At 40.4% G+C, this 14011-nt stretch carries 9 protein-coding genes; 2 read left to right on the forward strand and 7 right to left on the reverse strand.

The window, feature by feature from the left end:
- The first annotated feature begins 154 nt into the window (after positions 1 to 154).
- Positions 155 to 2128: a DNA topoisomerase (ATP-hydrolyzing) subunit B gene (gene gyrB / locus D0T08_RS03395; protein WP_116981163.1), complete on the forward strand. Its 1974-nt coding sequence runs from the start codon at positions 155 to 157 to the stop codon at positions 2126 to 2128.
- A gap of 299 nt (positions 2129 to 2427) precedes the next feature.
- Positions 2428 to 2916, forward strand: coding sequence for a DUF6252 family protein (locus D0T08_RS03400; RefSeq protein ID WP_116981165.1), 489 nt, complete (start codon positions 2428 to 2430; stop codon positions 2914 to 2916).
- 70 nt (positions 2917 to 2986) lie between these two features.
- Here the strand turns inward: D0T08_RS03400 and galK are convergent, their stop codons facing one another.
- The 7 genes from galK to rbsK form a co-directional block, all read right to left on the reverse strand.
- On the reverse strand, positions 2987 to 4141 hold the full coding sequence (gene galK, locus D0T08_RS03405; protein ID WP_116981167.1) for a galactokinase: 1155 nt from the start codon (positions 4139 to 4141) through the stop codon (positions 2987 to 2989).
- A 3-nt stretch (positions 4142 to 4144) separates the two neighbouring features.
- Complete coding sequence (ppk1, locus tag D0T08_RS03410; protein ID WP_116981169.1) at positions 4145 to 6469, reverse strand: polyphosphate kinase 1; 2325 nt, start codon at positions 6467 to 6469, stop codon at positions 4145 to 4147.
- Between the two features lie 257 nt (positions 6470 to 6726).
- On the reverse strand, positions 6727 to 8331 hold the full coding sequence (odhB, locus tag D0T08_RS03415) for a 2-oxoglutarate dehydrogenase complex dihydrolipoyllysine-residue succinyltransferase (RefSeq protein ID WP_116981171.1): 1605 nt from the start codon (positions 8329 to 8331) through the stop codon (positions 6727 to 6729).
- A 72-nt stretch (positions 8332 to 8403) separates the two neighbouring features.
- Positions 8404 to 11223: a 2-oxoglutarate dehydrogenase E1 component gene (locus D0T08_RS03420; protein WP_116981173.1), complete on the reverse strand. Its 2820-nt coding sequence runs from the start codon at positions 11221 to 11223 to the stop codon at positions 8404 to 8406.
- A 372-nt stretch (positions 11224 to 11595) separates the two neighbouring features.
- Positions 11596 to 11889 carry a hypothetical protein gene (locus tag D0T08_RS03430; protein ID WP_116981175.1) on the reverse strand — a complete coding sequence of 98 codons (294 nt, stop codon included), beginning with the start codon at positions 11887 to 11889 and terminating at the stop codon, positions 11596 to 11598.
- Positions 11890 to 12113: 224 nt separating this feature from the next.
- Positions 12114 to 13010 (reverse strand): PorP/SprF family type IX secretion system membrane protein, encoded by an 897-nt coding sequence (locus D0T08_RS03435; protein WP_116981176.1) that lies wholly within the window; start codon positions 13008 to 13010, stop codon positions 12114 to 12116.
- 49 nt (positions 13011 to 13059) lie between these two features.
- Complete coding sequence (rbsK, locus tag D0T08_RS03440) at positions 13060 to 13980, reverse strand: ribokinase (protein WP_116981177.1); 921 nt, start codon at positions 13978 to 13980, stop codon at positions 13060 to 13062.
- Positions 13981 to 14011: the final 31 nt, after the last annotated feature.

The following is a 14011-nucleotide window of genomic DNA, read 5'->3' on the forward strand; positions in this document are numbered from 1 at the left end:
TTTTTACTGATAATCATTAGTTGAGAAATTTCGATTTGTAGATAAAAAACCGTAACTTTACAACTAATTTATATTAATTAATGGTGAATATCAAATATCCTTTTTCAGGCACGATTAAACCATTGACAGTCAAGAGTTTACATAAAAACAAATTATGACAGAAAATCAAGAAATTAAAGAGCCACAAAACTCAAAAGCGAATTACGGAGCGGATAACATCCAGGTGTTAGAAGGATTAGAGGCAGTAAGAAAACGCCCGGCCATGTATATCGGTGATATTGGGGTAAAAGGTCTCCACCACTTAATCTGGGAAGTTGTAGATAATTCGATAGATGAAGCACTTGCAGGACATTGTGATACGATACAGGTAACTATTAACGAAGATAATTCAGTAACAGTAAAAGATAATGGTCGTGGGATTCCGACTGGTATCAATACAAAAGAGCAAAAATCTGCCTTGGAGATTGTAATGACCGTATTACACGCCGGTGGTAAATTTGATAAAGATACATATAAGGTTTCCGGAGGTCTGCACGGTGTGGGAGTATCCTGCGTAAATGCACTTTCAACCCACTTAAGAGTAGAAGTACACCGTGAGGGTAAAATATTTGAACAAGAGTATAATATCGGTAAACCACTCTATTCGGTTCGTGAAATCGGTAATGCTGAAGATACCGGTACCTTTGTTACTTTTAAACCGGATGGCAGCATATTTACGACTACTGAATATAAGTACGAAACAGTAGCTAACCGTCTGCGTGAATTATCATTCCTGAACAAAGGAATTACGATTATTCTTACTGATTTAAGAGACATAGACGAAGCGGGCAATGCGAAGTCAGATACTTTCTTCTCAGAAGGTGGGCTTGCTGAATTTGTTTCTTATATCGATTCGGGCCGTGAAAGATTGATTCCTGAGCCAATGTTTATGGAAGGAAACAAAGATGGGATTCCTGTTGATGTGGCCATGTTGTATAATACCAGCTACAGCGAAAATGTATCATCTTTTGTGAATAATATCAATACCCACGAAGGTGGTACGCACGTATCAGGTTTCCGTATGGCTTTGACACGTACCTTGAAAGGTTATGCTGAAAAGTCGGGGATATTGGCGAAAGAAAAAATTGAAATCAGTGGTGATGACTTCCGTGAGGGATTAACAGCCGTTATTTCAGTAAAAGTAGCTGAACCTCAGTTTGAAGGACAAACCAAAACCAAATTAGGCAATAGCGAAGTAACCTCTGCCGTAAGTGCATGTGTGGCCGAAATGCTTGAAAATTATCTGGAAGAACACCCTAAAGAAGCACGTATCATTGTAGATAAGGTTGTATTAGCAGCTAAGGCACGTATTGCGGCACGTAAAGCGCGTGAGATGGTACAACGTAAAAATGTATTGGTTGGTACTGGTTTGCCTGGTAAGCTGGCTGACTGCTCAGAATCTGACCCATCGGTTTGCGAAGTGTATCTGGTGGAGGGTGATAGTGCAGGTGGTAGTGCCAAACAAGGCAGAAACCGTGCATTTCAGGCGATTCTGCCTTTGAGAGGTAAAATTCTGAACGTTGAAAAAGCACAGGAGTATCGTATCTACGAAAATGAAGAGATAAAGAATATCTTTACTGCTCTAGGGGTACAGATTGGTAAAGATGGTGACGAAAGAGCTTTGAATACCGATAAGCTACGTTATCATAAAATCATTATCATGACCGATGCAGATATTGATGGCAGTCACATTCGTACGCTGATTCTGACTTTCTTCTATCGTTATATGCGTGAGTTGATTGAGAATGGCTATATCTACATTGCCCAACCGCCATTATACTTAGTGAAGAAAGGTAAAGAAGAGGTATACTGCTGGACAGAAGAACAACGTGAACGTGAAGTAAAACGTTTAGCAGGTGGAGGTCGTGAAGATAGTGTCGGAATTCAACGTTATAAAGGTTTAGGAGAGATGAATCCTGAGCAGCTATGGGAAACTACCATGCGCCCTGATAAACGCACGCTAAAACAAGTTTCTATCGAATCAGCAGCAGAAGCAGACCACTTGTTCTCGATGCTGATGGGCGATGAAGTAGCCCCACGCCGCGATTTTATCGAAAGAAATGCAAAGTATGCAAGAGTTGATATTTAAGAATTTAGTGAATGAGTGATTGAGCGAATTAGTGATTAAATTAATTCACAATTATTGAGGAAAATAATATTTGAGATTTTATTTTTAATCACTCAATCACACATTCACTAAATCACTCAATAAAAAAGCAGTTATCGGGTAATTCTGATAACTGCTTTTTTATTGGATATTTCAGCCGATTTTCAAGCCAGTCTCCCCATAATTTAATCATTTTCTGCCAGTATTACATTCTGCCTTTATGAGCGTTGATGCTTGCTATACTTTTGTAGCATAAACACAAACAAAACAAAAACAACGCCATGAAAAAACAAATCTTATTACTCGCTATTGTATTTGTATCTCTTTTATCTGCTTGCAGCAAAAAAGGTGATGATGTTAACCCGGACGGACAATCTCCTGATGGACAAAATACCGCCAAAGCAGGATTCTATTGTAAAGTAGATGGGAAAGATTTCGCTCCTGATTTTGCCTATGCTACCTCAGTCATTACTGGTACTTATGGTATCTATGGTCTTTATAGTTCTACTTCCAACATTATCCATATTGAAGTTCCATTAAATGTAGGCAAAGGAACCCATAAAATTGATGATACTACTATCAAGGCCTATATGACGCTTGGCAAAACATCTGACCTTGAATATAGCACTATTCATGGCGGAACAGGGACTTTAGTGATCACGGAAAAAGATGCCAAAGGTGTGAAAGGTACATTTTCTTTCACTATCAAAAATAGTAAAGGCACTCAACTGCCTGTAAGCGCAGGGACATTTAATGTATTATTTAAATAACATTAACAAACATAACGACAAAGGGCAGGAGATTCCTGCCCTTTGTCGTTTTAAGATATTTCATAAATCTTTAAATCTCCTCTACCCCATTGGTAATAGCCACTCTATAAGACTCTAATTTCTGCCCGAATTGTGATTCGTAAGCTTTGCCCATTTCAACAAGAAAATCGTCTACAGCTTCTTTTTTTACCAGATTAATGGTACAGCCCCCAAAGCCGCCTCCCATCATTCTTGAACCCGCTACGGCTTCGTTATCTCTGGTTTGTTCAACCAGAAAGTCTAGTTCCTCGCAGCTTACTTCGTATAATTCACTTAATCCGTCATGAGTTTCGTACATTTTTTCTCCGAAGGCAACGAAATCATCGTTCAATAAGTCTTTACAGGCTAGTTCTACCCGATTGATTTCTTCAACCACATATCTACAACGGTTATACACTATCTGAGGTAATTTATCTGCGTGGCTGCGTAGCATATGCATCGTAACATCTCTCAGGCTATCTACCTGCGGATAAGGCCCCTGCAAAATGCTGATCCCCTCTTCACATTCTGCTCTGCGCTTGTTGTATTCAGAATCTCCTAAATTATGCTTTACCCCTGAATTACATAAGATAATCGCATATGCTGAAGTATTGAACGGGAAATATTCGTAGCTCAAATCACGGCAATCGAGCTTAATAACGGCTTTATCTTTCCCATGAATAGAAGCAAACATATCCATAATGCCACATTTTACACCAGCAAAATTATGTTCAGCCTGTTGCGCAGTCAAAGCTAAATCAATGCTCGATAGCTCAAATCCATACAGTTGATTGAGGGCAAAACCAATACCACTTTCTACTGCTGCGGAAGATGACAAACCTGCGCCTAAGGGTACATCTCCTCCGAAAACCACATTAAAACCCTGTGTTAGTTTATCATTGTTCTTGGTGATTTCGGCTACCATACCAATCAGGAAATTAGCCCAGCCTTTATCTGATTTCGTAAGATTGTCTAACGAGAACTCATAGGCGTCATCTAAATCATAGGCAAAGAGTTTAATAGTTCTATCGTCTCTTTTTGAAACGGCAAAATAGATTGCTTTATCGATGGCTGCTGGTAGTACAAAGCCATCGTTATAATCGGTATGCTCACCAATCAGGTTGATGCGCCCGGGGGCACGAACAATGATTTCAGGCGCTTGATTAAATAAGTCTGAGAACTTCTGCTTGATATTTTCTGAATACATCTACTATTTTGTTTCTTCTTCTATTGGTGTTTCTGTCGCCTCTGGTGTTGTTTGCTCTGAGTCAGCCTCTTCTTTCTCTTTCAACGGGAACAAATTTATATCTTCCATTTCATTTTCTTCAATTTCGAAGAACATTTTATGAATATCAATCGGTTGGTCGTCAGGATTTAACGAACAAACTACTCTGATGTAGGAGCCATCTTCCTGCAATTCATAAGCATTTACATTGTCGCGCAGGTTGTAATCCAGAATATGAATGGCGTGCTTTTTCACTTCTGTATCTACCAGTTCAAACAAAGACTCAATGCGTTTATCAAAACTGCGTACCATAATATCGGCACTGCCCCCATACAGTTTTGGCTCATTATTATTATGAAAATAGAAGATACGTGCATGCTCCAGGAACAAACCTACAATAGAGCGCACTGTAATATTTTCACTCAGATTCTGACGCCCCGGGCGCAGACAGCAAATACCTCTGATAATCAGTTTTATTTTTACGCCTGCCTGAGATGCTTTGTACAATTCATCAATTACGTAGCGGTCTTCCAACGAGTTTAATTTGATACAGATACCACTTGGCAATCCATTCTGCGCATTAGCAGCTTCATTTCTGATTAATTCTATCAGGCGTTTTCTCATATCTCTTGGAGAGGTGATGAGGTATTGATAGTTGGCAGGTTGCGAGTGCCCGGTAATAACATTGAAAAACTCAGAAATATCTTTGGTATAAATCGGGTTGGTAGTCAATAGGCCAATATCGGTATATAACCTGGCTGTATCTTCGTTATAATTACCACTGGCTAAGTGGGCATATTGTATTACTCTATTACCCTCTTTACGAACAATCAGCATCAGTTTGGTATGGGTTTTATACCAGCCAATACCATAAATTACAAAACAGCCCGCACGCTGCAAGCGCTCTGCTTCTCTGATATTGTTTTCTTCGTCGAAACGGGCTTTTATCTCAAATAATACTGATACATGTTTGCCATTTTCAGCCGCTTTCAGCAAAGCCTGTGTGACACGAGAGCGTTTGGCTAACCTATAAATCGTTAGTTTAATCGCCAATACATCAGGATCTTCAGCTGCTTTTTCCAGCAATTGAAGAACAGGCTCAAAATTGTTATAGGGATGGTGAAGCAATAAGTCTTTTTCACGAACTACTTCAAAAATATCTGTATTCTTCTCTTTTAACCTCGGCGGTTGAACCGGAGGGTGAACAGGCTCCAACTCTTCCTGAAATTCCGGATGGCGGATAATCTGCCAAAGACAAGTATAATCAATCAGACACTCATCAGTAAAAATATTGTATTTGTCTATCTCCCAACGTTTTTGCAGAATAGTTATCATCCATTCGTTAGCATCGGGTTCAATCTCCATAAAGACTACCCTACCCAATCGACGGCTCTTAATTTTCTGCTTGATTTCATCTACAAAATCAGCTTCAATATCATCTGATTCCTCCAAAGTAAAATCACCGTTTCTGACAATTCTGAAAAGGTTTACGGCTTGAATCTCTACATTCCGGTAGAGTTTCTTTATTTCGTGTCTTACTATCTCCTCAATCGGCAAAAATAATACTTCATCGCCTCTTTCAATCGTGAAGAATCGTGGCAAGTTGCCGGGTATCTGTACAAATGAGATTTTCTTCGTATCACTATCATCTGACAAAAGCGTTGAGCGGTTTGTATCAGTAACCACACCAAAAATGAGCGTTTTGGCAATTAATACCGGAAAGGCATGGGTATGGTCGAAGAGCATAGGTGTAAGCATCGGATAAATTGTGTAATCAAAATAATTTATCGCTTCTGCTAATTCGCTCTCGCTGAGGTCGCTGATTTTAACAACCTGAAATTTATAGTCTTTAAAAAGTGGCGTTAATTCTTCATTAAAAACTCGATCCTGCTCCTGGCAAAATTGTCGTACAGCTAATAAAAGAGCTTTGCGGAAAGGGATTTCACGCAACCCTGAATAATCTATACGTTCTTTGTTATAATCAAGATAATTATATAAGCTACCTAAGCGAACGGTAAAGAATTCGTCGAGGTTAGAAGAGGTAATGGCCAGGAACTTTAAACGCTCAAAAAGATTGAGGTTCTTTTCGCAAGCCTGGTCTAATACACGCTCATTAAATTTAAGCCAGCTCAAATCACGGCTGATATAATTTGATTGCTCTATGCTATCTGCATAACGACTTATTTTTGATTCAGGAACGGCAGTACTTTTTTCTTCGCTTTTAGAGGGGGTCACCAAACCATTCAAAAATGAAAAAAGGCTACCTTTCGAGCCTTTTTCATTAGATATATTTTTATTCTTTTCTTCCATTGCTCGATAACAAAATGTGTTTGGCGAAGTACGGCATTTATGCTAAAAAATTCAAGTAATTAACAATAATTTAATAGATAAGTGCAATTTTCAGCACTATTTTATTGGTTTTCATCACCAAAGTATTATATCTGTTTAAACGACAATTTTGAATAGATTGTTAGATGGAAATATAGATTTTATTAAAGCAGAAACCCCTTGAACCTAATTAAGTGCAAGGGGTTTAAATATGTCAATTACTGATAATCTGCTATTGATTATACCCCCAACAAGATTCTGGCCGGGTCTTCTAATAGTTGTTTTACTCTTACTAAAAAACTTACCGAATCTTTACCATCAATCGTACGATGATCATAGCTTAGGGCTACATACATGATTGGGCGGATAACGATTTCACCATTGACAACCACTGGTCTCTCCACAATATTATGCATACCTAAGATAGCCGATTGCGGTGCGTTGATGATTGGAGTTGATAACATTGAGCCGAAAATACCACCATTGGTAATAGTGAAAGTTCCTCCGGTCATTTCTTCAATAGTCAGTTTATTATCTCTTGCTTTTCCTGCCAGACGAACTACTTCTGATTCGATACCTGCAAAGCTTAGTTTCTCGGCATTTCTGATAACCGGAACTACCAGACCGCGAGGAGCAGAAACGGCAATAGCTATATCTGCATAATCGTTATATACGATTTCATCGCCATCGATATAAGCATTTACTACAGGGAAATCTTTTAGTGCAATAGCGCAAGCCTTGGTAAAGAATGACATAAAGCCTAGGCCTACACCATGTGTTTCTTTGAATTTATCTTTATACTTGGCTCTCAAATCCATGATTGGCTTCATATCCACCTCATTGAAAGTCGTCAGCATCGCTGTTTCTTGTTTTACAGCTACCAGACGTCTGGCAATGGTTTTGCGAAGAGAAGTCATTTTTTCTCTGCGAGAAATTCTGCCTTCAACACCAGAAGCAACAGGTGTACTTGCCGGAGCTTTAGGCTCTGTCGCAGGCGTTGGCTGTGGTGTGCTTGGTGCTGTTGGTTGCGCAGGAGTCGGCGTAGCTTTCAAGGCATCTTCTTTCATGATACGGCCGCCTACACCTGTACCTTGTACAGTTGCCGGGTCTATACCTTTTTCTGCCAATACTTTCGCCGCTACTGGAGACGGGTGTCCTGCAGCATAGTTATTACCTGATGCCGGAGTAGCTGGTTTTTCTTCTTGTGCTGCCGGTTGAGTGGCTGCCGGAGCAGTGTTTACTGCACCGCCTATGGCTATTTTTGCTACTACACCACCAATAGGTATAACCTGGCCTGCCTGTGCTACAATCGTAATCACACCATTTTCAGGTGATGGTAGTTCAAAGGTTGCTTTATCTGATTCCAGTTCACAAATTACCTCATCCATTTTCACGCTATCACCGTCTTTTTTAGACCATGAAGCAATGGTTACTTCTGAAATTGACTCGCCTACTGCCGGAACAACCACATCAATGGTTTTACCCTCAGCAGGTGCTGCCGGAGTAGTTGCAACAGGTGCAGGTGTTGGTTCAGCAGCCGGAGCTTTTGGCTCTTCTTTCGGAGCCGGGGTTGGTTCCGGAGCAGGAGTTGATGCTTGTGGTTTATCGTTTGTGGTTTCAATTTTACAAATCAAAGCGCCAATAGGTAGTGTTGTACCTTCAGCTGCTACAATTCTTAAAATACCGTCGGCTTCTGCGGGCAGTTCGAAGGTGGCTTTATCGGACTCCAGTTCACAGATTACTTCGTCCATTTTTACAGTGTCACCATCTTTTTTTATCCAGGATGCGATCGTTACCTCGCTTACTGATTCGCCCACCGAAGGGACTTTCATTTCTATTGCCATAACTTGTTTTTATTGCTAAGTTATTGATATCGATATATTTATTAATTCTCTATTGGTTTACTGCTAGCTGACTTATTTTTTCTCAAAAGCCTTCTCTACAATATCCGCCTGCTCTTTAGCATGTATTTTTGTATAACCTGTAGCCGGAGATGCACTCGATTTACGGGCAATTACATTACCGACACCGATTTGCGGAAACTCTCTCAACACAAACGACCAGTAACCCATGTTTTCAGGTTCTTCCTGTACCCATATTACTTCTGGCTTTTTGTATTTAGCCAGATGCGCTTCTACTTGTTTAACCGGGAATGGGTGTAATTGTTCAACACGAATAATGGCAACATCAGTACGTTTGTCTTTCTGTTGCTTATCCAGCAAATCGTAATAGACTTTTCCGCTACACAATAGCACGCGTTTTACCTTTTTAGGATCAGCGTATTCGTCACCAATGGTTTCCTGAAAGCGTGTGCCTTCTGCAAAATCTTCTATTTTTGAAACCGCCAATGGGTGTCTTAACATTGATTTTGGCGACATATGGATACATGGCTTACGGAATGGCAATGCTACCTGACGGCGTAACATGTGGAATATATTGGCAGGTGTTGTACACGCACAAACATACATATTGTACTCAGCCGCTAATTGCAGGAAGCGTTCAGGACGTGCATTAGAGTGTTCAGGGCCTTGGCCTTCATATCCATGAGGTAATAGTAGAACCAGGCCGTTCATGCTGTTCCATTTAGACTCAGAAGCCGCAATGAACTGATCAATCATGATTTGTGCACCATTCGCAAAATCACCGAATTGTGCTTCCCAGATTACCAGAGCATTTGGGTTAGCCATTGAATAACCATATTCAAAGCCCATTACGCCATATTCGGCCAGTAATGAGTTGTATATCTCGAATTTACCTTGTTTTTCGTCTACATGCGCCAGATTGGTATACAACTGGTTGGTATCTGCATCGTGCAATACGGCATGGCGGTGAGTAAATGTACCACGTTGCACGTCTTGTCCGGTAATACGAACTACTTTGCCCTCATCCAGGATAGCGCCATAAGCCAGTAATTCACCCACAGACCAGTTAAAAGGTTTTTCCTGTGCAAAAATGGCACGTCTTTCTTCCAGTACTTTTTCAATCTGTTTCAAAGGTTTAAAACCTTGAGGTACTGTTGATAATGCTTTACCGATTTTCTCAATTTCAGTAACAGGAATACCTGTTACAGGTGATTGGTCGAAATCGCCTGGTACTGAACGACGCAATTTTTCCCACTCTTCTTCCAGTTTTGGTTTCTGATAAGGCAATTGTTTCTGTTTTACTTTTGCCAGTAAATCCTGCAATTCTCCTTCAAATTCTTTCTTCAATTCTTCTGAGAATTTCGCATCGGCATCTCCACGCTCCATCAATTCCTGTAGATATATCTCACGTGGATTCGAATGGCTATCAATCACCTTATACATGGTTGGCTGTGTCATACGTGGTTCGTCTGATTCGTTATGACCGTATTTACGATAACAAACCATGTTTACGAACACGTCACGATTGAACTCCTGACGGAACTCTGTAGCCAGTTTCATGGCATAAACCACTGCTTCAGGGTCATCACCATTCACATGGAAGATCGGAGCATCAATGATTTTAGCAATATCAGTACAATAGATAGACGAACGCGCATCTTCAAAATCGGTAGTAAAACCAACCTGATTGTTGATAACAAAATGAAGCGTACCACCTGTATAATAACCCGGCAGGTTAGACATCTGTGTTACCTCATATACAATCCCTTGACCGGCTACAGCTGCATCGCCATGAATAACGATTGGCAGAATTTTATCATAAATATCATCACGGTCATTAGGCTTTACAGCAGCCTTTTCGTAATGAGCATCGGCTCTGGCACGTGCATACCCTACTACTACCGGATTCACCGCTTCCAAGTGCGATGGGTTAGCCATCAGTTTCAGACTCACCCTTTTGCCTTCCGGTGTTTCTACCTGGCTCGAATAACCCATATGGTATTTCACGTCGCCGTCGGTATAAGCATCCAGTTGCACGTTTTCTTCAAACTCATTGAAAACCTGCTCATAAGGTTTTTGAAGAATATTGGTAAGGATGTTCAGACGACCGCGGTGAGCCATACCAATTACTACTTCTTCCACACCTAATTCAGCCCCACGGTTGATCGCTATATCTAAAGCCGGAATAGTTGATTCCCCACCTTCTAGCGAGAAGCGTTTTTTACCTAAGAATTTAGTATGCAGGAAGTTTTCGAAATTAACGGCTTCATTCAGTTTCTCAAAAATTCGCAATTTTTGTTCACGTGTTGGGTCGAAGTTCAGATATTCCTGCTCAATTTTCTTACGTAACCAGCTTTTGGCATGGCGGTCTCTGATATATAAATATTCAAAACCTATTTTGCCCAGGTATACTTTGGTTAACGCTTCACATATTTTACGCAAGGTTGCTGCTTCGCCAAAAAGCTCCACACCAGCCTCAAAAACTGTATCTAAGTCTGCATCCGAAAGGTTAAAGTCGCTCAGGTCAAGCATAGGCTTACGATCTTTTCTTGGCCCAATCGGATTGGTTTTTGATAGTAAGTGTCCACGAGAGCGATACCCTCTGATTAAGTGAACCACTTCCATTTCTTTGCGTGTGTGTTCAGCACTTGGAGAGGCAACAGAAGTTTTTGGAGTAGCTACTGCAGTTGAAGCAGTCGAAACTGTTCCGTTAGTGCCGTTTGTATGTCCGTTGTTATAGGTCTGGCTAAATTCAAAACCCCTGAAGAAATTCTGCCAGCTTTCATCAACTGACGCCGGGTCTTGTTTGTATTGTTGGTAAATAGCATCCAATGCGGCTACGTCTGCATTGGCGATGTACGAGTATTGGTCCATTGAAAATTTTAAAATTATTGATGCTCGTTTCGGGGAACGATAATATTTTGTCGTAAAACCTGAATAACCTGCTTTACTTAGTGATAATCAAAAAGTATTTTGCTTTGGCAAACCCCCATTTGCGAAAACGTTGCAAAGTTACAGTAAGGTATTTAATAAAATAACAATTTTTTCACTAAAATGATTATCTGTTGATTGAAAGAAAATAGATTAGTGAGGTTTGAGTGAAAATATATTCCCGTTTGTTCCACCACAGTTGAGGCTGATGGTTTTTGAGCCAGAATATTTGCTCCTCATTCAAAAAGGTTCCTACCGTATTGGTAACCTTTTCTTGCTCTGTTTTAATAGTTTTTACTCTGATATCCTCCAAAATTACCTATTGAAAACCATCGATATGCTCCTATTAAAAAAGGTTCCTACCATATTGGCAACCTTTTTCGGCTGCGTTTTAGTAGATGGCCCTTTTACAGACTTCTCATTCAAAAAGGTTCCCACCATATTGGTAACCTTTTTCGGCTCTGTTTTAGTGGTTGATACTTTTACAGACTCCTCATTCAAAAAGGTTCCCGCCATATTGGTAACCTTTTTTTGTTCCGGTTGACAGGATATTATATAGTCAGTCTTGCTTCTGTCAGCTATATTTATCTTCTTTCTCGCTGCGGTCATAAATTGTTATTATATAAATTATAATCAGAACTGGGTATCCCTGACTGTGCATCTCCTTAATTTCGGTCTTTAGTCCGGATCTTCAAAGTGTTTCGGGAAGTTTTGAATAGAATCATACTGTTAGGGCAAGGAATTTAGCGAGGACACCCAGTCGGCCGCCGCTGCGGTAATTGAGATTTTGTTCTGAAAAAAACAAAAATCCCTCTTCGCAGAGGGACTTAGGATTAATAGTATTTCATACGATTGTTGCTGTCGCCATCACGTATAAAATCATATCGTAGGTATAGCTGAAAAATACCTCTCTGCTGGAATGCTCCCTGCGACGATGAATTTGGATAGGCCATTGGTTTGAAGTCGTAAGACCCACCTAAACGGAAGCTCTCTCCCAATTGAAATTCAACCATCGGTACAATTTTATTTATTTTTGTTCCAAATGGCGCTTCAGAACGATATATGATACCAAAACCTGCCTTCTGTTTAAACCATGCCTTAGCTGTTATAAAAAAATTGGCCGAAGCTCCTTTATTGGTTTCTAAAGTACCACTCATATTCAACATGACATTTTCCATCTCTCCTAACGAAAAGCCAAGCATGGTATACAATGGTTTCTTGCTGTTGAATAAGCCATCGTTGATGAATAAGACGGGTTTGGACACACTCAGAAAGAACTGGTTGGTTGAAAACAAGCCACCTAATCCGGCATATGGGAACATCTGTTTAATGCCTTGCCCGGTCACGATAGTTGGCTGATAAATAAATCCGGCATCAGCGCCCAGAGCAACTGTAAATACATCACCGAATTTTTGTCGGTAAGCATACGATACTTTAGCGCCGGCATTGTTAAATCCGGCTATATTGCTGTTATAGGCTTGTAAGCCCAATCCGCCTCTTCCCTCCTGAATCGGGCCATCCATTGAAAAAAGCTGGTAAACCTGTTGCGGCCGAAGTGTCCCATTAAATTGGTTACCGAACATCCCGTTCAGACTAAAAGACTCACGTGCACCTGTCATGGCGGGATTCAGCGCCAGAAAGTTAAACTGAAATTGGTCTTCCAGTACAGTTTGTGCTTTAACCAGTGTGGTGATGGGTAAAAGTAATAGTAGCAGGTATTTTCTCATCATTCTTATCCTTATAATTTCTATTTGACAGCAACAAAAATAAAACCAATTATTAGAAATAGAAGTTAGATAGTGATGAAATTTCGCTTAAAAATGGAGCCGATGCCTGGGCGCCCATACGCGTTACCGAAAGCGATGCCGCTTTACAGGCCAGTTCAATAGCCGATTTCCAGTCTTTTTTGTGGGCCAGAGCCACTGCCAATGTTCCATTAAAAATATCTCCGGCTGCTGTGGTATCTACGGCGTCTACTTGCGGAGCATCAATAAAAAAGGATTGATATTCATTCCTGAAATAAGCACCTCTGGCACCTAAAGTGATGATAACATTTCTCACGCCTTTGTCTAATAAAATCTCTGCTGCCTCTTTGATAGAGTCATCATCTTTTACTTCTACACCTGTTAAAAGCTGCGCTTCTGTTTCGTTAGGCGTAATCAGATATAGGTTTGAATAGATTTCGTCAGGCAATGCTTGCGCAGGTGCAGGGTTCAGAATCACTTTGCTTTCTGATTTCAATCCATGGGTTGCTGCAAAAACTACGCTACTAATAGGAACTTCCAATTGCATTAATACCACTTCAGCATTTTCTATTTCTTTCGCAGCTTTCATAATATCGTCCTGAGAAAGTGTATCATTTGAGCCGGGTGCTACAACAATTTTGTTTTCTCCGTGTTCATTGACGATTATCAAAGCTGTGCCCGATGCTTTCTCATGATCTGTACTGATATAATAGGTATTGATTTTTTCTTTCTGAAAGCCCTCAATAGCTTGTTTGCCAAAAACATCGTTCCCTACTTTAGTAACCAATACCACATCACCCCCCATGCGTGCCGCTGCTACCGCCTGATTAGCACCTTTTCCTCCGGCAAACATAAAAAAGGTTCCTCCCAAAATAGTTTCACCGGGGTTCGGGAAACGATTGGTCTTCACCACCATATCGGTGTTTGAACTACCTATAACTACTATTTTTGACATAATAAATGTATAGTTTTGTGGATATTTTTAA

The sequence above is a fragment of the Emticicia sp. C21 genome, assembly GCF_003418935.1.
Classification (GTDB): domain Bacteria; phylum Bacteroidota; class Bacteroidia; order Cytophagales; family Spirosomataceae; genus Emticicia.

Excerpts from the sequence above, each read along its gene's own strand:
- gyrB (WP_116981163.1), top strand. The coding sequence starts at position 155 with ATGACAGAAAATCAAGAAATTAAAGAGCCACAAAACTCAAAAGCGAAT.
- odhB (WP_116981171.1), bottom strand. The coding sequence starts at position 8,331 with ATGGCAATAGAAATGAAAGTCCCTTCGGTGGGCGAATCAGTAAGCGAG.
- D0T08_RS03430 (WP_116981175.1), bottom strand. The coding sequence starts at position 11,889 with ATGACCGCAGCGAGAAAGAAGATAAATATAGCTGACAGAAGCAAGACT.
- D0T08_RS03400 (WP_116981165.1), top strand. The coding sequence starts at position 2,428 with ATGAAAAAACAAATCTTATTACTCGCTATTGTATTTGTATCTCTTTTA.
- D0T08_RS03435 (WP_116981176.1), bottom strand. The coding sequence starts at position 13,010 with ATGATGAGAAAATACCTGCTACTATTACTTTTACCCATCACCACACTG.
- ppk1 (WP_116981169.1), bottom strand. The coding sequence starts at position 6,469 with ATGGAAGAAAAGAATAAAAATATATCTAATGAAAAAGGCTCGAAAGGT.
- D0T08_RS03420 (WP_116981173.1), bottom strand. The coding sequence starts at position 11,223 with ATGGACCAATACTCGTACATCGCCAATGCAGACGTAGCCGCATTGGAT.
- galK (WP_116981167.1), bottom strand. The coding sequence starts at position 4,141 with ATGTATTCAGAAAATATCAAGCAGAAGTTCTCAGACTTATTTAATCAA.
- rbsK (WP_116981177.1), bottom strand. The coding sequence starts at position 13,980 with ATGTCAAAAATAGTAGTTATAGGTAGTTCAAACACCGATATGGTGGTG.